General features: G+C 58.4%; 26 protein-coding genes. 5 read left to right on the top strand and 21 right to left on the bottom strand.

What is annotated here, in order from left to right:
* Window positions 1–6 precede the first annotated feature (6 nt).
* From QMZ18_RS09610 to QMZ18_RS09570, 9 genes are all read right to left on the bottom strand, one after another.
* The gene (locus QMZ18_RS09610; RefSeq protein ID WP_282606062.1) at window positions 7–828 is read right to left on the bottom strand and encodes a class II aldolase/adducin family protein; all 822 of its coding nucleotides are present in this window, start codon (window positions 826–828) and stop codon (window positions 7–9) included.
* 74 nt (window positions 829–902) lie between these two features.
* Entirely contained in the window at window positions 903–1,943 is a 1,041-nt protein-coding gene (locus QMZ18_RS09605; protein ID WP_282606061.1) for a 2-hydroxyacid dehydrogenase, read from the bottom strand.
* Window positions 1,933–3,498, bottom strand: a complete 1,566-nt coding sequence (locus QMZ18_RS09600) for an FGGY-family carbohydrate kinase (protein WP_282606060.1) — start codon at window positions 3,496–3,498, stop codon at window positions 1,933–1,935. Before QMZ18_RS09600 ends, QMZ18_RS09605 begins: the two co-directional genes overlap by 11 nt.
* Entirely contained in the window at window positions 3,495–4,718 is a 1,224-nt protein-coding gene (locus tag QMZ18_RS09595) for an ABC transporter ATP-binding protein (protein ID WP_282606059.1), read from the bottom strand. Before QMZ18_RS09595 ends, QMZ18_RS09600 begins: the two co-directional genes overlap by 4 nt.
* The gene (locus QMZ18_RS09590; RefSeq protein WP_282606058.1) at window positions 4,715–5,842 is read right to left on the bottom strand and encodes an ABC transporter ATP-binding protein; all 1,128 of its coding nucleotides are present in this window, start codon (window positions 5,840–5,842) and stop codon (window positions 4,715–4,717) included. Before QMZ18_RS09590 ends, QMZ18_RS09595 begins: the two co-directional genes overlap by 4 nt.
* Before the next feature lie 4 nt (window positions 5,843–5,846).
* On the bottom strand, window positions 5,847–6,704 hold the full coding sequence (locus QMZ18_RS09585) for a carbohydrate ABC transporter permease (RefSeq protein ID WP_282606057.1): 858 nt from the start codon (window positions 6,702–6,704) through the stop codon (window positions 5,847–5,849).
* 13 nt (window positions 6,705–6,717) lie between these two features.
* A complete protein-coding gene (locus QMZ18_RS09580) occupies window positions 6,718–7,596 on the bottom strand; it encodes a sugar ABC transporter permease (protein WP_322097179.1) in 879 nt (292 codons plus the stop codon).
* A gap of 286 nt (window positions 7,597–7,882) precedes the next feature.
* Window positions 7,883–9,319, bottom strand: coding sequence for an ABC transporter substrate-binding protein (locus QMZ18_RS09575; protein WP_282606056.1), 1,437 nt, complete (start codon window positions 9,317–9,319; stop codon window positions 7,883–7,885).
* Window positions 9,320–9,367: 48 nt separating this feature from the next.
* Entirely contained in the window at window positions 9,368–10,378 is a 1,011-nt protein-coding gene (locus QMZ18_RS09570) for a sugar-binding transcriptional regulator (RefSeq protein WP_282606055.1), read from the bottom strand.
* Between the two features lie 345 nt (window positions 10,379–10,723).
* Between QMZ18_RS09570 and QMZ18_RS09565 the strand changes: the two genes are divergently transcribed.
* Window positions 10,724–11,446, top strand: a complete 723-nt coding sequence (locus tag QMZ18_RS09565) for a hypothetical protein (RefSeq protein WP_282606054.1) — start codon at window positions 10,724–10,726, stop codon at window positions 11,444–11,446.
* A gap of 152 nt (window positions 11,447–11,598) precedes the next feature.
* Here the strand turns inward: QMZ18_RS09565 and pqqE are convergent, their stop codons facing one another.
* From pqqE to pqqA, 5 genes are all read right to left on the bottom strand, one after another.
* Entirely contained in the window at window positions 11,599–12,741 is a 1,143-nt protein-coding gene (gene pqqE / locus QMZ18_RS09560; protein ID WP_282606053.1) for a pyrroloquinoline quinone biosynthesis protein PqqE, read from the bottom strand.
* The gene (pqqD, locus tag QMZ18_RS09555; protein ID WP_282606052.1) at window positions 12,738–13,025 is read right to left on the bottom strand and encodes a pyrroloquinoline quinone biosynthesis peptide chaperone PqqD; all 288 of its coding nucleotides are present in this window, start codon (window positions 13,023–13,025) and stop codon (window positions 12,738–12,740) included. Before pqqD ends, pqqE begins: the two co-directional genes overlap by 4 nt.
* Entirely contained in the window at window positions 13,022–13,843 is an 822-nt protein-coding gene (pqqC, locus tag QMZ18_RS09550) for a pyrroloquinoline-quinone synthase PqqC (RefSeq protein ID WP_282606051.1), read from the bottom strand. The genes pqqD and pqqC overlap by 4 nt, the downstream gene beginning before the upstream one ends.
* Window positions 13,840–14,772, bottom strand: coding sequence for a pyrroloquinoline quinone biosynthesis protein PqqB (pqqB, locus tag QMZ18_RS09545; RefSeq protein WP_282606050.1), 933 nt, complete (start codon window positions 14,770–14,772; stop codon window positions 13,840–13,842). Before pqqB ends, pqqC begins: the two co-directional genes overlap by 4 nt.
* 102 nt (window positions 14,773–14,874) lie before the next feature.
* Window positions 14,875–14,952 (bottom strand): pyrroloquinoline quinone precursor peptide PqqA, encoded by a 78-nt coding sequence (gene pqqA / locus QMZ18_RS37040; RefSeq protein ID WP_142895147.1) that lies wholly within the window; start codon window positions 14,950–14,952, stop codon window positions 14,875–14,877.
* Window positions 14,953–15,391: 439 nt separating this feature from the next.
* On the opposite strand from pqqA, the gene nosP reads away from it, so the two are divergent.
* Both nosP and QMZ18_RS09530 read left to right on the top strand, forming a co-directional pair.
* Entirely contained in the window at window positions 15,392–16,549 is a 1,158-nt protein-coding gene (gene nosP, locus QMZ18_RS09535) for a nitric oxide-sensing protein NosP (protein WP_282606049.1), read from the top strand.
* The gene (locus QMZ18_RS09530) at window positions 16,549–19,011 is read left to right on the top strand and encodes a NahK/ErcS family hybrid sensor histidine kinase/response regulator (RefSeq protein ID WP_282606048.1); all 2,463 of its coding nucleotides are present in this window, start codon (window positions 16,549–16,551) and stop codon (window positions 19,009–19,011) included. The genes nosP and QMZ18_RS09530 overlap by 1 nt, the downstream gene beginning before the upstream one ends.
* Window positions 19,012–19,061: 50 nt before the next feature.
* On the opposite strand, the gene QMZ18_RS09525 is transcribed toward QMZ18_RS09530, so the two are convergent.
* Together QMZ18_RS09525 and QMZ18_RS09520 are read right to left on the bottom strand one after the other, a co-directional pair.
* A complete protein-coding gene (locus QMZ18_RS09525) occupies window positions 19,062–19,730 on the bottom strand; it encodes a response regulator transcription factor (protein ID WP_282606047.1) in 669 nt (222 codons plus the stop codon).
* A 547-nt stretch (window positions 19,731–20,277) separates the two neighbouring features.
* Window positions 20,278–20,742 (bottom strand): hypothetical protein, encoded by a 465-nt coding sequence (locus QMZ18_RS09520; protein ID WP_282606046.1) that lies wholly within the window; start codon window positions 20,740–20,742, stop codon window positions 20,278–20,280.
* Between the two features lie 246 nt (window positions 20,743–20,988).
* On the opposite strand from QMZ18_RS09520, the gene QMZ18_RS09515 reads away from it, so the two are divergent.
* Entirely contained in the window at window positions 20,989–21,351 is a 363-nt protein-coding gene (locus tag QMZ18_RS09515; RefSeq protein WP_282606045.1) for a hypothetical protein, read from the top strand.
* 81 nt (window positions 21,352–21,432) lie between these two features.
* Here QMZ18_RS09515 and QMZ18_RS09510 read toward each other — a convergent pair whose 3' ends face one another.
* From QMZ18_RS09510 to QMZ18_RS09490, 5 genes are all read right to left on the bottom strand, one after another.
* On the bottom strand, window positions 21,433–22,314 hold the full coding sequence (locus QMZ18_RS09510; protein WP_282606044.1) for a quinoprotein dehydrogenase-associated SoxYZ-like carrier: 882 nt from the start codon (window positions 22,312–22,314) through the stop codon (window positions 21,433–21,435).
* Between the two features lie 106 nt (window positions 22,315–22,420).
* Complete coding sequence (locus QMZ18_RS09505) at window positions 22,421–23,353, bottom strand: quinoprotein relay system zinc metallohydrolase 2 (RefSeq protein WP_282606043.1); 933 nt, start codon at window positions 23,351–23,353, stop codon at window positions 22,421–22,423.
* A 12-nt stretch (window positions 23,354–23,365) separates the two neighbouring features.
* Window positions 23,366–24,211: a pentapeptide repeat-containing protein gene (locus QMZ18_RS09500; RefSeq protein ID WP_282606042.1), complete on the bottom strand. Its 846-nt coding sequence runs from the start codon at window positions 24,209–24,211 to the stop codon at window positions 23,366–23,368.
* Window positions 24,212–24,356: 145 nt separating this feature from the next.
* Window positions 24,357–25,256, bottom strand: a complete 900-nt coding sequence (gene dapA / locus QMZ18_RS09495) for a 4-hydroxy-tetrahydrodipicolinate synthase (protein ID WP_282606041.1) — start codon at window positions 25,254–25,256, stop codon at window positions 24,357–24,359.
* 278 nt (window positions 25,257–25,534) lie between these two features.
* On the bottom strand, window positions 25,535–26,149 hold the full coding sequence (locus tag QMZ18_RS09490) for a glutathione S-transferase family protein (RefSeq protein WP_282606040.1): 615 nt from the start codon (window positions 26,147–26,149) through the stop codon (window positions 25,535–25,537).
* A gap of 201 nt (window positions 26,150–26,350) precedes the next feature.
* On the opposite strand from QMZ18_RS09490, the gene QMZ18_RS09485 reads away from it, so the two are divergent.
* A complete protein-coding gene (locus QMZ18_RS09485; RefSeq protein WP_282606039.1) occupies window positions 26,351–26,923 on the top strand; it encodes a TetR/AcrR family transcriptional regulator in 573 nt (190 codons plus the stop codon).
* Window positions 26,924–26,934 lie beyond the last annotated feature (11 nt).

The following is a 26,934-nucleotide window of genomic DNA, read 5'->3' as shown; positions in this document are numbered from 1 at the left end:
TTCAAGTTACGCGCGTTTCTTTGCTTTGGGTTTCGTTCGGGGTTTTGCCTGGATTTTCGCACGAGGTTTCACTTGCGCTTTTGCGCTGGGTTTAGCTCGCGCTTTCGCGCCCGGTTTAGCTTGCGCTTTCGCGCGGGGCTTGGCGGCGGCCTTAGTCTTGCGGCTGCTGTTCGCAGGCTTTTTGTCCTGGAGACCGTAGCCTTTGAAGCGTTCCTTTACGTTGGCGATCTCTTCGTTGCTCAAGAGGTTAGGGCCGCCGATCAGAAGACTCTGGTAATACTGCTTGGCAATGGTCTCCAGTTCGACGGCAAGCCACATGGCCTTTGCAACGTTGGCGCCTGTCGCGATCATGCCGTGATTGGCGAGAATACAGCCGGTTCGGTCTTCCAGGGCTTTCAGGGCATTGGCCGAAAGCTCCTCAGTACCGAAAGTGGCGTAGTCGGCGCAGCGGATCGTCGGGCCGCCGAAGGCCGCGATCATGTAGTGGCAAGCAGGGATTTCCTTGCCCGCGATGGAGAGGATCGTGGCGTAGGTCGAGTGAGTATGAACGATGCCGCCCACGTCGGGACGATCGATCATGATGTCGAGATGAAAGCGCCATTCGGTCGAGGGTTTGAGCGGACCTTCCCAGGAACCGTAGTTCTTGCCGATCGGCATGGTGGCGAGATCCGACGGCTTAAGAACCTCATAGGCAATACCGCTGGGGGTGATGATCATCACGTCTTTGTAGCGGGCGCTGAGGTTGCCCGAGGTACCCTGATTGAGGCCTGTCGAATTCATCTTCAGGCAATTCTCAACGATTGCCTTACGTATTTCCCGTTCCGTCATGGATCTCTCCGTTGTCCTTGCCGCGCCGGCGTTCAAAACTTCTTGGCGCTCTATCTAGTTGCTTGACCTGCTCGTTAACAGGGATTCTTTGGTGGCTTTCCGTTCAGGAACCGCCGGACCTCGTCGGCTGCCTGTTCGGCCGCATAGGTCACAGTCCGGACCGAGGCACCGGCGATATGCGGTGTGAGTGTTACATTCGGAAGCTGGAGCAGCGGCCAGTCGGCCGGCGGCGGCTCTATTGCAAAGGTTTCCAGCATGGCGCCACCCAGGTGACCTGATGTCAGGGCGTCGTAAAGCGCGTCGTAGTCGACCATCGGCCCGCGGGCCGTGTTGACGAAGAGGCTGCCCGGCTTCATCCGGGCGAAGGCCTCCGCGTTTATGAACTTGGTGGTCTCAGGGGTCACACGTGCATGCAGCGTGACCACATCGGACTGTTCCAGAAGTTCCTCCAGGCTGACCTGCTCGACCCCGGCCTTCATATCGGCGGCCGACAGCTGGACGTAGGGGTCCGAGACCAGGACCCGGCTGCCGAAGGCGCGCAGAAGCGGCACGACGAGGGTTCCGATGTTGCCGTAGCCGATGACCCCGATGGTCATTTCGTTCAGCTCCCTACCGGTCCTGTCCGCGCGGTAGAGGTCGCCGCGCCACTCGCCCTTGCGCAGGGATTCGTGGCCCATCCGTATCAGGCGGGTTTCCGCCAGAATGGCACCGATGGTGAACTCGGCGACAGCGCTGGCGTTGCGCCCCGGGACATTGACCACCCGGATGTTACGTTTGCGGGCAGCGTCCATGTCGATGTTGACGGGGCCGCCACGGGAAACCGCCACGAACTTAAGATTTGGCAGGCGCGCCATCATTCCGTCCGACAGCGGTGCGAGATGGGTCACGAAGATCTCGGATTCGCCGATAAAATCGACCACTTCGTCCGGATCGCCCATGTATTCCTTCAGGCCGTCCATGCCGGGCTTGGCGTAGCCGTGTTCCATGGGTTCGTCCGGCCAGGCAAACTCCAGGCTTCGAATCTGGTGCTCTGCGCCGCAGGCCTTTTCGATGGCATCGCTAAATGCCCCCGCCATCATAAAGCGATCGCCGATGATCGTGATCTCACTGGCCATGGTCGGCTCCATTCCTCTGCGTCAGAGACCGCCAGAGCGGTGGCAGATTGCGCCGGGCTTCCTCGTAGACTGCGAAGGTTGCTTGATAGATTTCGGCGAGATCCGGATCCGGGTCCTCGACTTCACCGAGATAAGGCGAGACCCACTTTGCGGCGCAGGCAGCCATATCCGGATAAACGCCAAGGCAGACGGCAGCCATCATGGCAACGCCGGCGGCACCGGCTTCTTCCCGTCCGCTGGTCCGGACACCTGAATTCAGGGCGGCGCTCAGTATATGACGGATCTGCCTGCTGCGCGCCGCACCTCCGGTCAGGCGCACTTCATTGGGCAAGGGCCCCATGGCGCCGTAGCAGTCGCGGGCCGCGAAGGAGAGGCCTTCGTAAGTTGCGCGCAGGAAGTCGCCATAGCCGTGCCGGGTCGACAGGCCCAGAAAGGCCGCGCTTGCGGTGGCGTCGGTGAAGGGACCGCGTTCGCCCGCTTCTGAAATATAAGGCTGATAAAGCAGGTTGGCAGGTTGCGCCGCGGCAACCAAATCGTCTGCTTTGGACAACAGGTCTGCACGGGACCGCTCGACACCCTCGCTGGAAAGCACGCCGAGCGCCACATCCAGGAGCCAATCGATGTTCAAGGTTCCCGCCAGATTCGACTGCATCTGGGCATAGCTGCCAGGCACCGGGAAGGGCATGGTGTAGCCGGTGCTATGCGGGTTCAGCACAACCTCGTTCGCTGATTTGACGAAACGCATGTGCATGCCGGTGGAACCGACAATGGTGCATCCCAGATCGACGCCCGGTTCGTAAAGGCCGGCCCCCAGCGCCGCGCAGATGACGTCGACATACCCGAGCACGACCGGCGTCCCTTCCAACAGTCCCGTATCCCCTGCCGCTTCGGCGGTCAGGCTGCCGTGCTGACTGGTGCCTTCGATGATTTCCGGCAAAAGATGGATATGGTCGATGAGGCCAAGGGAAGCGACGACGTCGTCTGAATAGTTCCGCTTGCGAAAATCGCCGTAGGTAAAGGTTCCTTCCGACGGATCGGTGACCCGGTCGCCGCAGAACTTATAGTAGAGCCAGTCTTTGCAATGAAAGGCGGTTGCGGCCTTGGCAAGAACCTCCGGTTGATGCCGCTTCATCCACTGAAGCTGCGGGCCTTGCTGGCAGGCGGCAAGGCCGGTGCCGGTGATCTCGAAACGCGCACGGTCGTCCGGCGAAGCCCGCATCTCGTGGACGATCTCCGCGGCACGGGCGTCCAGCCAGACCCAGGCAGGTCCTACCGGTTCGCCCACTGCGTCGATCAGCCAGGTGCCGTCGCCCTGGCCGGTCACGGCGACCCCCACTGTCCGTTCCGCGAGACCGGGCAGTTGTTCGGCCAACCCGCAAATCGACTTTGCCGCATCCCGCCAGGTGCGGCCGATATCCTGCTCGACGCCGCCGTCTCGAAGGTTCTCGTAGCTGTTTGTGCAGGCATAAACGGCAAGCTGTTCGCCGCCGGTCGAAAAGGCGATGGCCTTAATGACTGATGTACCGGCGTCGATTCCGATCAGGACGTCTTTCATCCGACAGCCTCCGTGCCGTGGAGAAGAGCTCTGCCGTCATCCTGGGCAAAAAGATGGATCGCCTGAGGCGAAAGGGAAAAGGTGATTTCCGCGCCGACCTGCTCATCCACACGGCCATAGCTGACGGCAACCATGGTCTGGCCTGCAGCCTCAATGACCACATGGGTCTGATCGCCGAGCCATTGATTTGACACCAGGAGGCCTTTGTTGCCGCCTCTGCCCAGGGAAACGCTGTGCGGGCGCACACCGAGATGAACCGCCGCGCCGCCTGTTAGCCTGCTGCCGGCCGGCCGCGAAACCTCGCCCAGATCCAGGGTGAATCCGGCCGCGGCACCTTCACCTTCCACCACCACATGCAAATGACCGTTATCGTCGGCAAGTCTGGCGGGGAAGACATTCATGGGCGGTTCGCCGATAAAGGTCGCAACAAAGAGGTTGGCAGGCCGGTCCTTCAGTTCCGCGGGGCTGGCGATCTGCTGCAGTACACCGTCTTCCATCACGGCAATTCGGTCGGCGAGCGCATTTGCTTCGGTCTGGTCGTGGGTTACGAAGACCGAGGTCAGGCCGTGTTCGATCAGGTAGCTCTTGATGCGGCCGCGCAACACCGAGCGAAGCTGCGGTTCCAGTTGAGACATGGGTTCGTCGAGCAGATAGAGATCGGCTTTGCGAATCAGGGCGCGGGCGAGACTGGCGCGTTGCTGCTGGCCACCGGAGAGCGAAGAGGGATATTTGCCCAGGATCGTCTCGATTTCGAGCAGGTCTGCGATATGGTCGACTTTTCGATCCACTTCGCCCTGTTCGAGTTTCGCGGCTTTGAGTGCGAAGGCGATATTGTCCCGCACGGTCAGGGGCGGATAGAGCGAGTAGCCCTCGAAAGCCATCGCGACGTTACGCTTGGCGGGGCGGAGTTCGTCGATGCGGCGTCCCGCCAGCTTGATCTCGCCCCGGCTCACAGTCTCAAACCCGGCGATCATGCGGAGGGTCGAGGTCTTGCCGCAACCGGATGAGCCCAACAGCGCAACGATTTCGCCTTCCGCGACCTCCATGGAGAAGCTCTTTACCGCATGCACGGCCGGGTTGGCGGGGTCGCCGTAGAACTTGTCGACGGCATCCAGGTGAAGTGCGGTCCGGGCGGAGGTATTTCCCGCATCCGTTATAACCGGTGCCTGTCCGGCTGTATCAAGCCCGGGTGATGGTGGTTTCACGGCTTCAATACTCATTGCGTCTGCTGCCCAGAGACTTGCGGCCCGGCGTCCAGCGGGTGGATGCGCTGTCCGCTGTCACGGTCGAAGACGAGGACGGCGTCGGGTGCGATACGCGCGAAGGCCGGTCCATGACGGCGGGTCCCGGTCGCGCCATCTTCCGGCGAGGAGGCAAAGAATTCCGTGCCGTCTGCGAGATGCAACAGCATCACGACACGCTCGTTGAGAGGCGTGACGGCGATTAATTCGACCGGCAGTGCGCCTTCGAGGGGCGTTTCCGACACCGAGATCGCCTCGGGCCGAACGCCGACAACGATATCGCGTCCATCCGCATGGTCGTAACCTGTGCCGAGTTCCACGGTTGTTCCAGCGAGGTCGGCCTGCGCACGCCCGTCTGCCACCGTGAGGCGCGTTTCGATCAGATTGATGGTCGGATCCCCGAACAGCTTGGCCACCTCGACATTTACAGGATTGTTGTAGATGTCCTGAGGGGTCGCGACCTGTGCGAAATCACCCTTCAGCAACACTGCGATCCGGTCGCCCAGCGCCATGGCTTCTTTATAGTCCTGTGTGACGTAGAGCGTGGTCGAACCAAAATCCCTGAGCAGGCGAGGTAATTCCAGACGCATCTCGAAACGCAGCTTAGCATCGACATTTCGCAAGGGATCGTCCAGCAGCAGGATCTTCGGGCCGGCGACCAGCGCGCGCGCCAAAGCGGTTCGCTGCTTCTGGCCATTCGAGAGTTCCTTGGGCCGATGACTCAGGACGTGGTCGATTTTCAGCAGTGTGGCGATCTCGCGCACCTTCTCCATGATCTGCGCCGCCGTCCCGCCGCGGGCTTCCAAGGGGCTGGCGATATTGTCGGCCGCTTCCATGTGGGGATAGAGGGCGAAATTCTGAAAGGCCATGCCTATGCCGCGATGCTCGGGCGCGATGCCGACGACGGAACTGCCGTCGAGCCGGATGTCGCCATCGTCGGGGTCGTAGATGCCTGATATCAAGCGCAAAAGAACTGTCTTGCCGGTGCCGGACGGCCCAAAAACCACGACGGTCTCCCCCTCCGTTGCCGATAGGGAGAGTCCGGAAAGAACCTGGTCGTTCTTGAACGACTTGCTGACGGCGTTCAGCTCCAAGCTTGTCATCGCTTTATCCCTTCACAGCGCCGAGAGAGAGACCCTCGACCAGATAGCGTTGGGCATAGAGCGCCAGCAACAAGGTTGGTGTAACCGATAGCACGATGGCGGCAGCCACCTGACCGTACTGAATGCCTGATGCCGTCACGAAGGCCAGAGCGCCGACCGTCACCGGTTGCTTGTCGGCGGAAGCCAGCACCAGGGCGAAGACGAAGTTGTTCCAGCAGAAGATGAAAGCCAGAAGGCTGGCGGCGGCGATGCCTGGCCGTGCAAGCGGAATGGCAATCTTACGGAAGGTCTTGGCCCAGGAATGGCCGTCGATCCGGTAAGCGTTTTCGATATCCGGACTGATGTCCTCGAAATAGCCGCGTACGATCCAGAGAATCAGCGGCAGCGCGATCAGCTGATAGACCCATACGAGACCGAGGTAGGTGTCGCTGAGGCCCAGTTCGCTGAAGTAGAGCGACAGGGGCAGCAGCACCAGCAAGGGCGGCGCGAAACGGAAGGACAGCAGCGTAAAGGCAATGTTCTCCCCTAGACGGAATTTGAAGCGCGCGAAGGCGTAGGCCGCCGGCACGCCCAGGATCAGTGCGACACCGACCGAGAGGCTGGACAGCAGCACCGAATTCCAGAGGTTCCGCATAAAGGCGATGTCCAGATCGCCCGCCACGGTCGACAGACGCCCGGAGATCAGCGCCACGTAGTTTTCAAGCGTGGGCGTGAAAAACAGGCTGGGCGGAATGCGCAGGATGTCCTCGTTGGTCTGGAACGACATCAGGAAGATCCAGAAAATCGGGAACAGGAAGAACAGCAGAACCAAGGTCAGAAGGAGGCCCCGGATGATGCGTTCGGCTGTTGAAGTGTGGTTCATATTCGTCGCGGCCTCACGCGTTGCCGTGCGCGCGTTCGCGCAGCTTCAGCCAGTGTTTGACGAAGAGGTTTGAGAGGAAATAAGTGATGGCCCAGAGCACCATGAGCAGGGCGGCCGAACGCCCGACGTTGGTGTATTGAAAGAACTCCAGATAACTCTGCACCTGGAACACCATCAATTTGTCGCCGGGACCGCCTTGGGTCATGGCATAGATGATGTCGAACTGCTGAATTGAATCAAGCAGGCGGAAGAGAGTCGCCGTGATGATGTAGGGCATCAGCATGGGAAGCGTGATGCGGAAGAAGACGAAGGAGCGCGGCACGCCGTCCAGTTCGGCGGCCTCGAAGGGCTGACGCGGCAGCGAGCGCAGGCCAGCCAGCAGCAGGATCATGATGAAAGGGGTGTAGACCCACATATCCACCAGCACGACGGTAAAGAGCGCCGAGGAGGGCGAGGAGGCCCAGCGGAAATCGTCGAAACCGATCAGGCTGATCAGATAGCTGAGCACGCCGAAATTCGGATTGGTCATCAGCTTCCACATCAAGGCCGCAATCGCCGGCGCCGTCATCAACGGCAGCAGCAGCAAGATCGAAACCATGTTGTTGAAGCGCCCCGGTGTGCGCAGCAAAAGCGCGATACCGAGGCCGAGCAACAGCTCCAGCACGACGGTCAGAAACGTGTAGAGCAGAGAGATCTCAATGGTGTTCCAGAACGCAGAGTCGGAGAAGAAATCGATGTAGTTTTCAAGACCGATAAAACCGCGCGCCTGCGGAAAGGAAAGATTGTAGCGCTGGGTCGAATAGTAAACCGCGGTTCCAAAAGGAATGAGAATGCCGATGCAGACAAGCAGAGCGGGCAGACTCAGCATATAGGGTAGGGCGCGGCGATACACCTAACGGTCTCCGATCAATAAGCGGATAATGTTATACAGCAAAACCGAGTCTCAAGGGTCGTGGCAAGGCTTTGAAGCCGGTCAAATTTTCGACGGGCAATCTGACCGGATGATCTGCCATTTGCTCTCAAGCAGGTTCGTCCACTGACCTTAGGGATGCGGGGCAGCCATGGGAGAACGGCCGCCCCGCAGAGCTCCGGAGTTTTCGCTCCGGAGGCCCTTTGGCGCGCGGCAGTCCTCAATCGAGGCCAATCGAGATCCACCGCGCTCCCTAGCCCGTCAGTCCTTAAAGGCCTGCCGATTTCAGCTGACGATTGACGCTTTCCGCCAGCTGATCGAGACCCTCGTCCACAGGGACTTCCTTGGTGACCATCTTTTGCAATCCGGCCGCCCATTCAGTCGTCAGTGTCGAGAACAGCGGCTGCGGCGTGAAGTAAATCTTCGCGTCCGGCGCCGAGGCTTCGTACTGCTCAATGTAGCCCGGATAGCTCTGAGCGATCCGGTCCCGGAACTCCTGATCCTTCCAGACCGCACCGCGGACCGGATTGACGAAATCCATCTTGCGTGCGCCGAACAGGCCGTGATCTGCGCTCGAGGCCCACTGCATGAAGTACCAGGCCGCGTCCTTTTCCTTGGAGAAGTTGGACATGGCGAGTGACCAGATCCAGACGTTCGACGTCGGTGTCGCCGCATCGGGGTTTGCCTTGAAGGAGGCATAGGCCAGATTGCCGGCTTCCTTGTTGTCGCCGCCGTTCATGAAGTAGCCGAGGATGTCGGCGTCGTAGATCATGCCGGATGCGCCTGCGCCCAGATCGGTTCCGACCTGATACCAGGTATAGGTTGCCCAGTCCTTGGGGCCCGAATCCTGGATCATCTTGACCCACTGCGCCGTGAAGGCCTTGGATTCCGCAGAGTCCATTGCCGCGCGCAGTTTCCCGCCGTCCTGTTTCAGGTCCTTGCCGCCGAAGTTGGTATAGGCGGAAAGGAAACCCGGGTGGATCGTGGCCCAGGAGCGCGAACCGCGTACACCGATACCGTAGGGGCCGCCGGCATCCTTGGTGATCTTGGCCGCGACTTCCATCATGTCGGCCATGTTCTCCGGCGGTGCGAGACCCAGCTTGTCGAAGATCTTGCGGTTGTAGGCGACGTTGTTGAGCTCAAAGCCCCAGGGGATGCACCACTGTTTCGAGTCCGCACCGCCGAGCTCGGCGCCGGGAACGCCGGACCAGGCGGTCGAAGCACGCAGGCCGGGCAACACATCGTCCCAGTTATAGTTCGGGTTCGTTTTTTCAGGATCGCCGATGTATTCGTTCATGTCGGCAATCCAGCCGGCCGGGCCGTATTGCCAGGTCTGATAGGCGCCGGTCATGAAGGCGTCGTACTGGCTCGACTTGGACGAGAGCGCTGCGGTGACCTTGTCGAAATAGACGTCTTCCGGAAAGATGTCGTAAGTTACGTCGACGCCGGTCATGGCTTTGAAGTTGTCGATGTTCGCAATCATGGCATCCGCGTAGGGATGCTTGTTCAACAGCAGTTTGACCGATTTACCCTTATGCTTCATCCAGTCGAAATCGGCCGCCATGGCCGCGGTCGAAGCGCTGTTTAACAGGAAATTTGCCGTCCCGGCCGCAATGCCGAGCTTGAGTGATTTTTCAATCAGCTCACGGCGGCTCATTTTCTGGGCCGCGTAAGACTTAAAGAGATCTTGTTCTCTACTGTACATGACGTTCCCTCCGTTTGAGTGGGGCGATTTTTTCGCCTCTGGTACCTGCTATCCCTTCGCCGATTTAACTGATTTCGGCGGCGAGCCTGCGAGTACATTTGCCGTGAACTCGTTGGTGATCAGGCCCTTTAAAAATCCGCTCTTCAGAATTGAGCGGATGGCATCGGTTTTTTCGCTTCCCCCGGCGACGGCAATCAATTTGCGGTCCCGCAGGTCGTCGCGTGTGAGCGAGAGCGTGCGGTCCGACAGATCGGTTTTGACCGGTGCACCGCTGCGGTCGAAGAAATGCCCAAGCAGTTCGCCGCACCCGCCCTTGCGTTTGATGTCATTGATCTCTTTCCGTTCGATCATGCCCGTCGCCACCAGCGATGCGCCCGGTTCGGCCGTGCCGATGCCGACGATCAGCAGGTTGGCCTGTTTGGCGAGATCGACGACGTCGCTGATGCCGCGCTGATTCAGCAGAACCGAGCGGTCTTCGACCGAATTCGCAAAAAACGGCACAGGCATGACATAGGCTTCGGCGCCGGTGCGTTCCGCGAGACGGTGGATCACATCGTGGGGGTTTGCCGCGAACTTGCGGGTCAGCCCGCCCAGCAGGGAAACGAAGCGGGTTTTTCCGGCAGAGGTTCGCGGCAGATAATCGATACAGGCAGCCAGCGTCCGGCCATGACCGACGCCGATGAGCTGGTCTTTGTCACGTTCGAGGGCCAGTTTGAGATACTGCGCCCCGGCCATGCCGAGCGATTTCAGCGGCAGGGCACTGTTATCGTTTTCTCCTTCATCCAGATCCGGGACGACCTGGCAGAACTCCAGCCCGTAGCGCGCACTCAGCTGTTCTTCCAGTTGGACGCATTCGGAAATCTCACCGTCGATATAGACCTTGATCAGACCTTCGCGGCTGGCGCGCGCAATCAGACGGTGGGCTTTGAGGCTGGTCAGTCCCAGACGCTTGGCAACCTCGGCCTGGGTGAGGCCGCCGGCGAAATGCAGCCAGGCCGCACGGGTCGCCGTACTCGCGTCACTGTCCCTGAGTGCTCCGTTCGCCGATTTGCCTGCCATGAGCCCAAGATAGAAAAAATTATCAACTAATGAAAATTTTTTCATACACAAGGAAAAGAGTCAAGGAGAGTCGGCTCCGGGGCGCGCACGATGCCGGGTAGCAATTGGTCTTACTGGCCTTGGTGAGCTGTGTTTTCGCCACATCTCAATGCGAATCAGTGTTTCGTATGGCCGGACGCACGAGAGGCAGGTTCAGGAACCCGTTCCGGACCCGAACTCAAAGTTGAGTGGCGGCGTTGAATGTCGCGGTGTTTAACTTGATAAGTCCCGGGTGGCTTGCCTAACATCACCTCAGCTCAAGTCATTCAGAGCAATCGGCAAATCAAAATTGGATCGGAATCCTGCATGACGAATTTTCGGCGGCTGGCGCTTGTTATTTCGGCGGTACTGGCGCTCTCAGGGTGCGCGAGTGGCCCCTATGATATCGGAGAACACGATGCGCCGCTTAGTTCTGAGCAAAGCGTTGAGGGTAGTTCAGGGGTGGTCGTTTTCTCGACTCAAACGCAGTACCAGATTTTAAATAATTTATACATCTACTTCATTCGTGAAGGAGCGGTAGATGGCGATTTAAGCCAGATGATTAAAATCTATCGTCCCGGTGGAGTCTCTATTTTGGGAACAAACTCGACATCTAGAGAGTACCAATTGCTACAGATTCCACCGGGAAAATACACGCTGTATGGGCATTCAGTAGGTAGTTTTGGGACTTTAGTGCCTGGGGCAGCGGTATATACAGCAACCGCGGCTACTTACGCTGCCAGACTGTACCCTCGAGGATTGGTAAACTTCGAAGTGATATCCGAAAAAACCACCTATATCGGTGATATTTGGCTGGAGGCGCCGTATTTCGAGGGTGAGCAAGAACCTGACACGAGAGATATGGAAGATCTGTCGGTTCACATAGCGGAACCAAGATTGGATGAGGTGCGGGCGTTTCTCCAAGGTTTTCCCAACATAAAGCGGCAATTGGTAAGTAAGACCGAGCATTCCGACTCATTGGAGTCAAACGTGAAGTGCGAACGGTTCGAGGGGGAATTGGTCAGGCCTTGGACCTGCCCGGATGAATGAAGAATGCTGATGGCTCTGCGGCCAAATGCTGACCTTCGGTTTCACACTGCGTGAATTTGGCTGAGGTCTGATTTTTCGTTGAAGGATGAAAGTGCCAAGCGGGTGGTTCGTAACTCAATGCAGTGCAATGCGCCTGCTTAGGCTGAGAACTCTTACGCGTCTTGAAGCTCTAACCCTGTCCGCCGCGTGCGATAGAGGAAATCGTCGCTTCCTGCGTGCGAGTCTTCCTGTGCCAGTGCCTGGAGCAGTTCATGCTCGGGGGAGAGGGCGCAGGCCGGGTCGACGTTGTCCGCCGCGCCGGTAATTGCGAAGGCCTGGCAGCGGCAGCCGCCCCAGTCGATTTCGCGCCGGTCGCAGGACCGGCAGGGCTCTGGCATCCAATCCGTACCCCGGTAGGCGAGAAAGGCGTCCGAGGTCTCCCAGATTTCCCGCAGGCTCTTGTCGGGAAAGCGGTCGAACGATAGCGAAGTGATCGATTCCGCCGCGTGGCAGGGGAGCACCTTGCCGGCCGGCGAGATGTTCAGGAACTGCTGGCCCCAACCACCCATGCAGGATTTCGGACGCTTGGCATAGTAGTCGGGCACCACGTAGTCGATGACCAGAATACCTTTCAGGCGTTCACGGGCTTCCTCGACGATTTCGGTGGCGCGCTCAAGCTGGGCGCGCGTTGGCATGAGAGCAGCGCGGTTGACGTAAGCCCAGCCGTAGTATTGCACATGAGCGATCTCGACCCGCCGTGCCGTGAGCTCGACAGCCAGCTCAAGCATGGTTTCAAGATTGGCGAGATTCTGCCGGTGCACCACCATGTTCGCTGTCAAAGGAAGGTCGAGCGCATTGACCGACTTCGCGAATTCGAGTTTCTTTTCGAAACCGCCTTTGAACCCGCCGATCCGGTCACAGCCAGCCGCTTCGCTGTCCTGAAAGCTGAGCTGAACGTGGTCCAGGCCTGCGTCTGCAAGGCTGCTCAGACGGTCTTCGCCGACCAGGACTCCCGCCGTGATCAAATTGCTGTAGAGACCGACCTCATTGGCTTTTCTGATCAGGGTTTCCAGATCTTTGCGCGATGTCGGCTCGCCGCCGGAAAAATGAATCTGCAGGGCGCCCAGCTCGGCGACCTCTTCGATTGCCCGCAGCCAGGTGTCGGTATCCAACTCCGCACTGGCGGCTTCAAGGGCCACGGGGTTGGAGCAATAGGGGCATTGCAGCGGACATCGGTGCGTCAGTTCCGCCAGGATGGCCAGCGGAAAGCCGGGGGGCGTGCCTGAGGGCTCGCTGCCTGAGGGCTGGCTGGTCATGCGGTCAGTATCCGCTTGTCCGTGAGATCCTGCAGCAGCGCGATGACGTCCTTCATGACCACGTCTTTGGGCGCGGAAAAGCTGGTGGCGAGGTCATCGGCGATTTCATCGATGTTTGCTTCGCCTTTGCAGCGCTTGACGATTTCCAGCGCGATACTGTCGAGCACGAAGAGGCGTTCAGGTGCCAGAAGCACCCATTGATCGCGCTGTTTATCGAACCGCAACTTGACCCCGCGCGGCAGCGCCGGGACTGAGGTTTCGGTGATTTCTATGCGCTCGGTCATGACACTTCGCCTGATGACCGGCCGACGCGGTGGTGGGTTTCGCCCGTATGTCCATCGGGCACAAAGGCACCCGGCGGGATGTGGCCGGGCGAGACATAGGCGTGATAAAGCGCGTCAAGCTGCGCCCAGAGGACGTCGGTCTTAAAGCGCAGCGCAGCGATGACCTGTTCCTGCTGCTCGCGGTTACGGGCTTCCCGTATGACATAGGCCAAACCGAACTTCACATCCTTCGGCGCCTCGTTCAGGCGATTGGTGAAGTAGGCGATTGTCCGGTCATTGGCAAAATCGTAGTGCTCCAGCAGGCCGGCTATGCGTTCTTCGTGGATCTTGGGCGCAAAGAGCTCGGTCAGCGAGGACGCGACAGCTTCCAGCAGGGACTTGTCGCGCACGAAGCGGACATAGGCTTCGACCGCGAATTTCGTCGCCGGCAGAATTCCATCTGTTGAAGCCACGTAATCGCGTTTCAGACCGACCGCTTCGGCCAGCACGAACCAGCGTTCTATGCCGCCGGCATTTCCCGCATGGCCGTCGTGGTCCTCGATCCGCTGGCGCCATTCGCGCCGCAGGTCGAGGTCTTCCGCGCGCGATAGCAGCGCCGCATCTTTCAGGGGAATGCGGCTTTGATAGTAGAAGCGGTTCAGCACCCAGGCCTGCACCTGCGCGTGGCTGCAGCCGCCGGAATGCAGGAGCTTATGGAAGGGGTGAAGATTATGGTAGCGCTCGGCGCCGACCTTGCGCAGGCGGCGTTCGAATTCCTCTGCGTCAAGAAAGTCGTCAGGGCCGTAATGCGTGATGGCAGACTCAGCGGCGAGGGTCATATGGTTATCTCCATGCCGTCGTAAGCGACCTGCCAGCCCGCGTCTTCGACCGCTGCGCGTTCGGGCGAGTCGGAGAGCAGGATCGGGTTGGTGTTGTTGATGTGAATGAACACCTTGCGTTTGACCTTGCTGTCGGCAAAAGCTGCAAGCGTGCCGTCCGGGCCTGAGAGGCTCATATGCCCCATACGGCGTCCGGTCTTGCTGCCTGCACCTTGCACCGGCATTTCATCGTCCTGCCAGAGGGTTCCATCGAACATGAGCAACGAGGCTTCGTCCAGTTGGCTGGTAAGTCCGCTGGAGAGTTTGGCGCAGGCGGGCACGTAAAGGAAGTAGTCGCCGCTTTTCGTATCCTCGATGCGCAGCGCAATCGTGTCTTCTTCGACCGTTCCGAAATTGTCGCCGGCGGCATCGTCTTCCAGATAAAGGGCAACCTTGCCCGGGACCGCGAAGGGCACGATACGAAGCCCTGTCCCGGTTCCGTCTTTCGTGCGCGGCTCGAAACCTTCGTCGAGAGTGATGGAGCGCCGCTCGACGAATTCAGGATTGAGGACGTTGAAGATGGAATTGGCGCGCAGAACCTCCAGCACCCGGCCAGTGGCATAGATCGCCAGAGGATAACGCTCGCGGAGCGTGAGCAGCCCGGCCACGTGATCGACATCGCCGTTGGTCAACAGCACGCAGGCGATCGGACTGTGCCGGACACCGATTTTGGGATGAAGCTGGTGGTTGTCGTTGATCTGCTGCCGTATGTCCGGCGAGGCATTCAACATCACCCAGTTTTCACCGTCAGCGGAAACAGCGACCGAAGACTGGCTCGACGGCCGGGCAGCAGGGTCGCCACGCCGTGCGCGCTGCGACGCTTCGTTGTTGCTGTTCCACTGTGGAAAGCCGCCGCCTGCCGCAGCGCCTAGCACTAAGACACGAAGCACCCAAACTCTCCTGGGATTAAAAATGAAAAAAGCCGGGAGCGTTTATCCGAAAACAGTGGATGACGCACCCGGCTTTTTAAATAACCACTCCGAAGTGGAGTTTCACAACTCCGCGCAAGCGTAGCAGTTGATTTCCATACCTACGGAGATCTCGATGACTTTTGGGGTTGCCCAGCTCATTTTTTTCTCCTCAGAAACACGTTGGTCTTAGAAACACGTTGGATAAGCGTCCCTCAATGCAAACGACCGTCGTAACGGAAAGCTGCGGCAATCCACAGTCGGGTCTTTGCAATGCTGGCTATGTTAACCTGTCGGCTTGTCCGCGCCCATCCTACTAAAGTCCTAGTCTTGAAGGATTCTAAACTAGCGCGGTCCGGATAGGATGGCAACCTCGCTGTTGAGGGTTCTATCTATTTGATTTGACGACGCTATCCGAACCGATCAAATCAGCGTGAATTCTACGGCGAGATCAGCAGAATATTGCGGCGCAGCAATCGGGGTCAGGCGGCAACGAGCTTTATTTCTGCCGCCAGAAGAGGCAGGATCAAGAAAAAACGACATAAAAATCAGCGGTTCCTGGCAGGTAAGCTATAATCGGGACTGCATATGGGAGGCAACAATGTATCCGGCGGCAGCACAGGAGTCGGCGCAGATTACGACCGGCGTGTCCTGTGCACAGGATCCGGCGTCTGCAGCGAAAGAGTTTTTCGAAGCTGTTAATCGGCCGAATCTGGACACGGTTCTATTCTTCTGCTCTCCGCAGTATGACCTCGCTGTTCTGAGTGGTGAGCTGAACACGCTGTTCGGAGATGTGCATCTGGTTGGGTGCACGACGGCAGGGGAAATCACGCCGCGCGGATATATCGAAGGCAGTATCACCGGTGTTGGGTTCTCTGCGCCGGATTTTGTCGCAGTCTCCGAGGTCATAAGCGACCTGAAGCATCTCAGCATATCTCTGGTCCGCGAAGTGGTCCAAAGCGCCATCGCGCGACTCGATCAGAAAGCACCGAACAGAAGTCCGGGCACCACCTTCGCGTTTTTGATGATAGACGGCATGTCCCAGCAGGAAGAGCAGGTGGCTTCATCCGTCTTCAATGCCCTGGGGGATATTCCTCTGCTGGGGGGATCAGCCGGTGACGATCTCTCCTACGTGGCCTCCTACGTTTTTCAAAACGGCAGTTTCCATAGCGCATCCGCAGCGCTGGTGCTGGTTCACACCCGTCACCCCTTCCGGATTTTTAAAACCGAGCACTTCAGCAGCACCGGTAAAAAAATGGTCGTCACGGCGGCCGGCAGTGACCGGCGTGTGGAAGAACTGAACGCGGTGCCGGCGGCGCGGGAGTACGCAAGGGTCATCGGATTGCCGAAGGAGGAGCTCAATCCTTTGGTTTTTGCGGCTCATCCGCTCGTGGTACGGGTTGGCGGTGAGTATCATGTTCGTTCGATCCAGCGGGTGAACGAAGACGACAGCCTGAGTTTTCTCTGTGCCATCGACGAGGGAATTGTCCTGACAGTGGCCGAAAGCGGCGACATCGTGCAGGATTTGGAAAATCAGTTCGCTGAGCTGCGGGCGTCCGTCAACAACGTGCAGGTCGTCATTGGGTGCGACTGTATCCTGCGGCGCCTTGAGATGGAGCGCAAAGAGGTCAAATCGGCAATTTCGGAAATACTGCTCGGAAACAAGGTCATAGGTTTCAGCACCTACGGTGAACAGTATCATTCGATGCACGTCAACCAGACCTTTACCGCCGTCGCAATCGGACTCGAGCCCGACTGATGTCAATTCAAAACACGGATTCACCGGATAGCTCAGAGACGAAGGCCGATCCGAAGTCACAAAAGACGTCGGGACAATCCTCCGCCGAGCTGATGTCGTTTGAGGAGCATCAAGATTTGGCCGGGACGGACGGCGCGCAGCCCGATTCTGCTCAACTTGACTCTGCCCAGCCGGATTTGGCCCAGCCGGATTTGGCTCAGCTGGATTTGGCCCAGCTGGATTTGGCGCAGCCGGACCTGGCACGAACGGACCCGGCGGAAAGAATAGAAGAGCTCGAGCAGCAGGTTGCGCGGCTGAGCAAGATAAACGACGCGCTGATGAAGCGTGTTGAACGCAGTATCGATTACCACGGCAACTCCTTCTCCTTGTTTCAGACTGCGATCCTGCTGGAAAATCAGGTGCGCGACCGCACGGAAGAACTGAAACACGCCCTCAACAACCTCGAGCACTCCAATACGGCGCTTACCATCGCCAACGAAGAAGCTGAAACCGCAAGGACACGCCTGGCCGACGCGATTGAATCTCTCTCCGAGGGCTTTGCACTCTTCGATGCCGACGATCTTCTGGTTCAGTCGAATTCCAAGTTCCGGGCACTTTATCCGGATATGGAAGATACGATCGCTCCGGGTATGACCTTCGAAGAGTTCCTGCGCAGCATTCTCGAGCGTGACGTCCTGGCAATTCCCAAGAGCGATCATGAAAGCTGGATCGAGCAGAGACTCAGACATCACCGCGACCCGGACGATGCGATTCTGCTGTCTTTGGCGAACGGCCGCTGGATCCAGGTCAGCGAGCGCCCGACCAAAAACGGCACGGTCGGCATCTATACCGACGTTACCGAGATCAAGAAGGTCGAATCGCAAAGGCGTGAACGGGAACTGGAAGAAAAATCGATCCAGCTTACGGCCACCCTGGACAATCTCGCACAGGGCGTTTCTGTGTTCGATCACCATCATCACCTGGCTTATTGGAACAAGCACTTTGTATGGCTGACCGGTCTGTCTCAGCCGATGGTGCGCGAAGGCATGCGTTTCGATCAGATTCTTGGTTCGCCGGAGGTCAAGCGGGCCTTTCCCGACACCGACATGGTGTCCGATCTTGTCGATTGGCTGCGCTATGAAGGGGGCGCGCAGCCGCTGCGCGCCGAGTATCATCGGCGCGACGGCGTCGTGATCGAAGTGCGCCGCAACGCGATACCTGACGGCGGCTTCGTTTCGACCTACACCGATGTGACCGAGCAGCGCCGCACCGCCAAGGTTCTGGAGGAAGCGAAGGAAAATCTCGAAATCCGGGTCCAGGAGCGGACAGCGGAACTGACCGAACTGAACGAGCAGTTGAAGACCGCGAAAGCCATGGCCGAAGAGGCCAACCTCAGTAAGACCAAGTTTCTGGCCGCAGCCAGTCACGATCTTTTGCAGCCCTTGAATGCAGCCCGGTTGTTTGTTTCCGCCTTGCTGGATTCCGATCCTTCCGACGAGGTCAACCGCCTGATCGAACGGGTCTATACCGCATTGGAATCGGTCGACGGTCTGCTCAAGGCCCTGTTCGATATTTCCAAGCTGGACACCGGGACCGTGACACCGGAGTGGCGCGAGTTCCCCGTCGATATTCTGCTCGAAGCTCTGGCCAGTGAGTTTGCGCTTCTGGCCGAAAACAAGGGCTTGGTTTTCCGGGTCGTGCCCAGCCACGTGGTCATCAAGAGCGATATGCTGCTGCTGCGCAGAATTCTCCAGAATTTCGTCAGCAACGCTGTACGCTATACATCGGAAGGGCAGGTGCTGTTGGGCTGTCGCCGAAAAGCCAATGCGCTTTCGATTGAGATCTGGGATACGGGTCCGGGCATCCGCGAAGAGCATCAGCGGGCCGTATTCGATGAATTTCAGCGGTTTGTACATCCCAACTCGGGGAACGATACGGGTTTCGGACTTGGGCTGGCCATCGCCAAACGCTCCGCAAGGATCCTGAATCATCCCTTGAAGCTTCGTTCAGTGGCCGGACAGGGGGCGATGTTTGCGGTCGAGGTTCCCTATGGCCGGGTCAACAGCCTCGACACCATGGACCTGACTCCGGCGCTCCACAAAAACTATGGCCTCGGCAATGCGACGATTATCTTTGTCGAGAACGATCAGGATAACCTGGAAGCCATGGCGGCCTTGCTCGAGCGCTGGTCCTGCCACGTGATCGGCGCCCATGACGGGGTCGAGGCGAGCAGCCTGATGGAGCAGGAACAGATTCATCCCGATTTGATCATCGCTGACTATCATCTGGACGACGGCCGCACGGGTATTGCGGCGATTTCCGAAATCCGGCGGCACTGCCGCTCGCCGGTACCGGGTATTATCGTAACTGCGGATCACACCTCTGCGGTGCGGATGGAAGTCAAGGATGCGGGTTTCGAACTGCTGCAAAAACCGGTCAAGCCTGCCGAACTTCGTTCACTGATGTCGCATCTGCTGGCGTAACACCAAAGGGCGAAACGTCCTCAGTTCCCAGGGTTGCTTTGCCGGGGGAGCTAGTCTTCGCCGGATGCCAGGACGTTTTCGAATTCGATGTTCTGCGCCTTGATGACGGCTTGCGTACGGCTGTAAACCTTCAGCTTGCGTAGAATGGCCGACACGTGGGCTTTTACAGTCGTCTCGCCAACGCTGAGCTCATAGGCGATCTGCTTATTCAGCTTGCCCTCACTCAACATGCGGAGCACGCGGAACTGCTGCGGCGTGAGGGTGGCGAGCTGCTGCGCAAGATCGTTCCCGCCTTCGGAGCCGCTTTCTTCGTCATTGGCATCGCGCTGATAGCTCGGGGGCAGAAAGACGCCGCCGTCCAGGGTCTCCAGAATTGCTTCCTTCAACATGGACTTCGGTGAGGACTTTGGAATGAAACCGACCACGCCATAGCTCAAAGCCTCCGCCACTATGCGCCGGTCGTCATTGCCTGAAACCACCACAACCGGCAGCTTCGGATGCTGGGTCCGGATCGTCAGCAGGCCGTTGAAGCCTGTCGTATCGGGTATATTCAGATCGAGAAGCACCAGATCTATGTCGGAATTGTCGGATATGATCTCGACCGTTTCCTGAAGGTTGCGTGCCTCAAGCACCTCGGCACTTTCGAAAGCCTGCCTGATCGAACTGCAGACGGCTTCGCGAAACAAAGGATGGTCATCGACAATCAGAATTTTTTGCATTGTTTGTTCCAGGTCGGCGCACGCTGGTCCAATCTCGGGTTCCTGGAGAGCGGTTGCTCATGACGGTAAAAGTCAAGAACTTGAAGCGCCCCCTATCCTATCAAATGAGAGGCTGATTCACGTTTTCCGCTGTGCAGTGAAAAACGATCAGACTCTAGCTCGGTCAGTCTCGTGAACACAGGATCAAGCGTGCTCACCTCAGCGAGGTCCGATGCCTTGACATCATTTTTCGTCAATTGGTCTATCGTCCCTTGGCGACCGTCCCTGGTCTTATCGGACCTGCCACAATCCGGATCGTCGTTTTGTCCATCCGACCGGCGCCCAACAGCTCGTAACCCTATTCAACGGCTAGATAATTTCCTGAAGAAGGTTGTCGCACGGTCAAACATTTTGCAACAGGCTTAATCGCTGAGACAGTTTATCCATACCTTTGGGGATTACCGCATAGGACTTTCGTATCACACTCTTCGGAATGCGCTGTTATGGGTCTTCGAATTAGCAGATTGGCGGGGGTTTTCGGGCAGGCAATGGGCCAACGGTCAGGCGATCATCCGGGGCCGGTTGCATCGGTTGCAGGGGGCGTCTTTGCCGGTTCATCCCGGCAGACCCCCGACCAGGGCGGACGCGCAGATGAATAGAGCGCGCCAAAGATATTTTGCCGGGCGAGCCAGGATGCCTGAACCCGATAGGCCTCGCGTTCCCGCAGCGCCCAGTTCATGCAGGGCGTGTTGTCTTCATAGGCGCTGTTGTGTTCCTGAAGGTAGTGAACAAGTTCGTGCAGCAACACGCCTCTGGCCTTTATGTTCAAGACCGGATTCAGCCGCTCGTCGAGAAAAATTTTGCCGCCATATGGATACCAGCCGAAAACTTCACAGGGTGTCTTACAGGCTTGGCGTTGAAGTTCTGCCTGCGCAACGAAGACGACGTCAGGGCGGTCGTTCGCAGGGGCATAGCCCGTAAAGCTTTGCGCGAACAACAGGAGTTCGGCCACGATTTCAGCAAGCTGCGTCAAATGACGGCCCGTGCCGGCGCTACCGGCACCCGCAACACTGAAAACCGAAGCACCCTTCGCCGGGTCGTCGATGCCCTCGGTCCCAGTGTTCCCAATCGGGATATCAGGGCCTTATTGTTCATAGGCATAATTGCTCCGGTTCGCCGGTCTTGCTATCAAGCTATCCAAGGGCAAGTTATATTGGACCTGTGATGACTCCCGATTTTTGGGAGAATTGTCGGGGTCGGCGAAAAGCGAGGTAACGATATGCGGAATCATTTGATCTTACCCGCTTTGTGGATGGCATTGTTGCTGCCCATCGCCGCAACATCTGATGTTTTTGCACACGATGTTACCAACGACTACAGCACGGCGACGCGGGCCGACTACGTTTTTGCCTGTATGTCGACCAATGGTCAAACTCGTCAGGTCCTGGAACGCTGCTCCTGCAGCATCGATGTCATTGCCTCCATCTTACCCTATGAACGCTACATCGAGGCTGAGACCGTCCTGCAGCTCCGCCACCTGGGCGGTGAAAAGGGATCGGTCTTTCGGGCGGGCGTGGGGTTCAAGAATGCGGTTGCCGACCTGAGGCGCGCGCAAGCAGAAGCCGAAATCCGCTGTTTCTGACGTGAACCGCCCTCCAGCAATAGGAAATGGGCCGGCGGTTACCCGAACTGCAACCCCGCCTAAATCATTAGCGCCCTGACGTCAGGAACCTGATGATGCGGATTGGATGTCCCAGGACTTCGTAAAAACCTGATCTTCCGTATCTTCGATCACGACATTGAGCTGGCTGCTGCCATTCGGCACATAGTGAAAACGGATCGAGGGGTCTTCGCTCAATGAAATGGCGCCTTCAACCGCCAGGATAACTTCATCGCCCTGCCGGACTTCGATGTCGCTGACGTAATGTGCGGGAATGAAATAGCGTGTGATCTGGTCCATCTGCAGGCCGGAATGGTTGGGATGGCGGATCATGATCTGCGCTTCCCGCAGCTCACTCATCCCGCCGCTCACGGCGGTTGAGACTTTCGGTGCTGCGGGTTTCGTGGACATGGGGAACTGCCGAAGTTTCATCCTGCCCATGCTGGCCAGGGCCTCGTCGGGATCCTTGCCGGCCGGCGCCGAGCAACCGCCGGAAGCCTTCACAAAACGGCTGACCATGTAGAGTTGTCCATCGTTGGCTTCGGCAATGGCGCGAATGTGGGAATAAGCGTTTACCCGCACCCGGGTCGAGAGCGAGGCAAGGCCGATGGACTTGCCCAGATGAAATACGGCGGCGACCGGCGCCGGGTTTTCATCGATCACCAGGGTGATGGATTTGATGTAGCGGTCTTTCTCCTGCGGACGCAGGGCGGCGATATCGATCGGCACAACCGCGGCGTCGTGTGCGCGGTAGGGGGCTTCGAGCTGAACCCAGTCCTGGCCATCCAGAATGGGGCGATCCCCGAAGATGTCTTCCTTCAGTTCAGGCCAGATGTCTTCCGCGGCAACAGCTGCGCCTGCGGGCAGACTGGCCACGGCGAAGAGTGCCAGAGATGTTAAGAAACGGCGCGCCATATTTGCGCTGGTCAGGGTTAAAGCTCTCATACTTCTACTCCATCCGCTGTGCCGCATGTTCTCCAAGCGGCCAGAAGTCTATGCGAATTCCGTCATCCGGTCACCCTCTGAGGACCGAACTCCGGTCAAAACCGCGTTATTCCCACTCAAGTTCGGCAAAACCTGCCGTGGCATTGCGGGTGTTGAACTCTTCGAACAGCAGCCACTTGTCACGTTCCGACTGCCCCGCAATCGATGACGCATGGCGCATGGTTTTACCTTCGGCGATCAAGCCGCGAAGATCGCCGGCGAGCTTGGTCAAATAGGCGCGCTGGGGTTCCAGAGCCTCGGGCCAGGGTAAAGAGACCGGTCCGTGGCCGGGCACTGCCCGCGTGACCGGCAGGGCCGACAGTTTGTCCATGACCTCAAGCCAGCCCTTCAGTCGCCCATCAACCACCGGCAGGTGTTTCTGGAAGAGCAAATCGCCGGTCCATAGGGTTCCTGTGCTTTCGTCCAGGACCGTTAAATCGGCATCAGTGTGCGCGGTCTTGACGGCATCGAGAACCAGACGCCGTTCTCCAAGGTCGATAACGCTCTGAGACTCCACCGTTTGCGATGGCGGAATAACCTCGGTTCCTTCGAAGGCTGCGGCAGACATCAAAAGCTTGTTGGCCGCCAGATAATGCGCGCCACGGGCCTGCATGGCGCGGGGAAGGTTGCGGTGGCCGATAAAGATCGGCGTGTCCTGTAAAAAAGCGGCGTTGCCGAAGATGTGGTCCGGATGAACGTGCGTGTTGATCACGTAACGGATGGGCAGGTTGCTGCGCTGTTTGATCGCGGCCCGCAAACGCGCGCCGTCCAGAAAACTGCCGCCGCTGTCGATGACCGCAATGCTTTCGCTACCGATGACAAATCCGATATTGGCGATGCCCCCGGCGTTGTTCTTGTCGATCAGGGCGTGAACGCCGTGACGGACGAAGGCCCCCGGGGCGACTTCGGTGACGTCGGCCGGCGTAATTTCCGCGGCTGATACCGGTGCTTGCAGGGATAGCAGGAAGACCGCGAGGGCTGAGGTCAGGCTGAGGTGCATTCTGGTTCAGCCTCAGTCAAATACCGCTGAATTCGCATTCAAAGCCTGATCCAGATCGATGATCTGATCCACGCCGCTGGCGCCGTTGAAGCGCGCACTCTCGATATCCGCTTTTCTGAAAACCGCCCCGCTCAATTCGGCACCGGTAAAGCGGGCGCCCGCCGCCTCAACCTGCATCAGGTTCGCGCCGGTCAGTCTGGCGTTGGAGAAGTCCGCGAATTCAAGCATGCCCATGGCGAGGTCGGCGTTTTCCAGATTCGCGCCGGTCAGATCCGCCTTGATCAGAGAGACCCGCATCAGGCCCATGGGCTGGTTCTTCATATCCGCCGAAAGGGTGGCACCGGACAGATTGGCATCGTGGAGTTTTGTGCGTTCGAAATTGGACACCAACCGCGCACCGCGCAGGTCCGTGCCCGACATATCACTCTCGGCGAAAACGGTCGAAAAGGCGCTGGAGTTTCGCAGGTCCGCGCCTACCAATGTCGCAGCCCGAAAGATCGCCAGATCCAGGTTTGATTCCGAGAGGTTCGCGCCGGTCAAATCAGCCTTCTGAGCCTCAATCCCGCGCAGATTGGTCTTTGAGAGGTCGGTGTTCTTCAAGATGGAGCCGCGCAGGTTCGCACTCAGAAAGTCCAGACCGGAGAGATTCAGGCCGGAAAGGTCCTGCCCGGAAAAGTCCGGCTGTTTCGACTCCTTCGCGGCGACGGCCAGCTGTGCTGCAACCTGCTCTGTCGTCAAGTCCTGCGCGCTCACGGGGTTTGCCACCGAGAGCGTCAACGTCAAGACCACGATGCAGGCGGACCAAAACAGGTGTCGTTTCGATAGGCCGAATGTACAGGCAACAGCGAGCATCTGCATGTGGGCTCCTCCCGGTCGCGAAGACAAACAGTCGCAACAACGGCCTGCACCCATGATGACCTATCGATGGGCGAGGTTGCTTTGCGCCGGTGGTTTCGATTCACAGTTGCAGACTAGCGCAAACACAGGCCTCGCCCCAATGCTGCTATGGTATAAGACCATCGATCGCCCGGTTGATCCGTTGCGCCAGCCCGTCGGTGACGGGCATCATAGGCAGGCGCACCTCAGGGCTGTCGATGAGGCCACCGCGCCAAAGCCAATGCTTGACCGCCGACGGACTTGGTTCCGAGAAGAGTAGCTTCGGGACGCTCGAAAGTTGTTGCCAGTCCGACAGTGCGCCCGGCTGGTCACCTCGCAGCAGGCGGTTCCGAATATCGGCGAAGGCCGCTGTCATGACATGGCCCGAGGCAAGAATGCCGCCGTCCGCCCCCTGGCTCAGTGCGCTGTAAAAGAGAGCATCTTCGCCGGTCAGGACGGAAAAGCCAGAGGGCCGGTCGCGCAGCAGTTCAAAGGATTGGGCCGCATCGGCGCAGCAATCCTTGAGCCCGACGATGTTCGGGCGTTCCGCAAGCTGCAAGAGGGTTTCGTTGCCTAGATTGACGCCCGTTCTATAGGGGATGTTGTAGATCAGGATGGGCTTTTCAGTGCCTTCCGACAGAGCTGCAAAGTGTTGGTACAGTCCCGCCTGAGATGGCCGCGAGTAGTAGGGGCAGGCAATCAGGTAGCCCTGGATGGGCCAATTTGCGGTGTGCGCCAGGGTTTTGGCGAGCTTCCGCGTGTCGCTGCCCGAGAGCCCGAGATAGAGCGGCAGTGGCTTGCCGCTATCGGCGATCACCTCAGCGCTGATCGAAACGAGCTGTTCGACCTCCGTTTCATCCAGGGTCATGGCTTCACCGGTTGTTGCTGCCAGGATGAGGCCGTCGACCGCTTCGGCCAGATAGTGCGAAACCAGGCGCCGTACGGACGCAGCGTCGAGCGCACCGTCGCGAAAGGGGGTGATGAGCGGCAGCCATAACCCGCTGAGGCCCGATGAGTTGCTGTTCATGGTTTTTCGTCTCCTGTTGGGCCGGAGACGAGACAAAAATAAACCCCGTCCAAACCGGCGGGGTTCAATGCGATCTCTATGTCTGCGCTATTTACCGCGCACGATAATCCCAGGTCCCCTTGAAGAGAACCCGTTTCAAAGCGAAGAGTTTCGTGCCTGCGTAAGTCATGTGCCGACCCTGCAAGCAAGCGTTCATTTTGTCAAGCTGTGTCGTGTGGCGAAGTCTTTCCGGGGCTGCCGGTCTGTTTTTGATGCCCAGCCTACTCTTGATTCACGGCTTACTCTTGAAACAACGTGCAATGCTCACGCTGAAACAGGCGCTGCAAGTAACGGAGGACGTTGGGAAGTCCTTCGTCCAGGTAACCGCAGCGCCGGCCCAGGTTGGCCGCATATCCGACGATGATGTCGGCAACCGAAAAACGATTGCCAATCAGATAGTCGGAGCGCTCCAGTTCAGCATCAAGCAGTGTGGCGCTTCGTTTGAAGAGAAAGGCCATCTGGGGACAGATCTCGGGAACGTGCTGTTCTTTCGACAACAATAGTGTGCGACTGTTCAAAACAGCCGTCCAGGCCCAGGCTTCCAACTCGCTGAGTGCAAAAGAAGTCCACTGGTAGTGCAGATTGCGTTCCCAGGTGCCTGGCTTGCCAATCAGATGCCGCTTCGGTGCAAGATCGGCGACGGCGGTCACAATGGCGGAAGATTCGAACAGCGCTTTTCCCCCGATGACAGCCGCCGGTAGCTTTCCGAGCGGGTTGACCTCCTTCAGCTCTGTGCTGCCTATGACCGAGTAGCTGTTGCCCCGCGATTCATAAGCGATGCCGGCTTCGAGCAGTGCCCAGCGACATTTCGCGGAGCGGGTGGGTTCGTATTCGTACAGAATGACAGCTGGCATCTCTAATCCTCAAGTTACGATGGCGTTACCGACAAAACGTCGGCCTGACTCGGATTCACAACTACGACAGAGCGCCCTCATCGATTCTATCTAACCTCGACCCGCTCTAAGCACTGGAGTTTGCGGTGTATTTTATATATGTTCAAAGACATATTAAAATACACCGGCGCAGCTGCACGCCTGAATGATTGGAGAAGCCCCTTGCCTTTGAGCCGTGAACACAAGCGTAACACCCGCCACCGGGTGATCGAGGCCGCGCGCCGCCTCTTCAATCAACGCGGTTTTGTCGAGGTCTCTATCGATGACATCATGGGGGCAGCGGGTTTGACGCGCGGTGGTTTCTACAATCACTTCAAAAACAAGGACGAGGTCTACGCCGAAAGCCTGCGTAGTTTTGTAGCGCGGCGACGCAGGACGATTGGTGAGATCCCGCATAGCGGATCCGATTTGCTCAAGCTCGTCGTCCAAAGCTATGTCTCACGGGATCATCTCGATAACCTCGGCGAGCAATGTCCGTTGATGGCTTTATCTTCCGATGTCGCGCGTGCGGGGCCCGAAGTCAGGCAGGCTTACCAGAGAGCATTCGAAGGTTTGGTTGCGCTTTTTGAGGAGAATCTGGATCGGGAGAAGGATCAGTCCCTGCGTCAGCGCGGAATTGCGGCGGTGGCGGTCTGTGTTGGCGCAATGGTTCTTGCGCGCACCGTTGAGGACTCAGATTTAGCCGCAGAAATCTGCGATACGGTCAGTGCGTTCGCTCTCGAGACAGTCGTCTAAGAGACCATCGT

Source organism: Pelagibius sp. Alg239-R121 (assembly GCF_947331435.1).
Taxonomy (GTDB): Bacteria; Pseudomonadota; Alphaproteobacteria; order Kiloniellales; family Kiloniellaceae; genus Denitrobaculum.
Note: the sequence above shows the minus strand (reverse complement) of the source record. Positions and strands in the feature narration are given on the sequence as shown.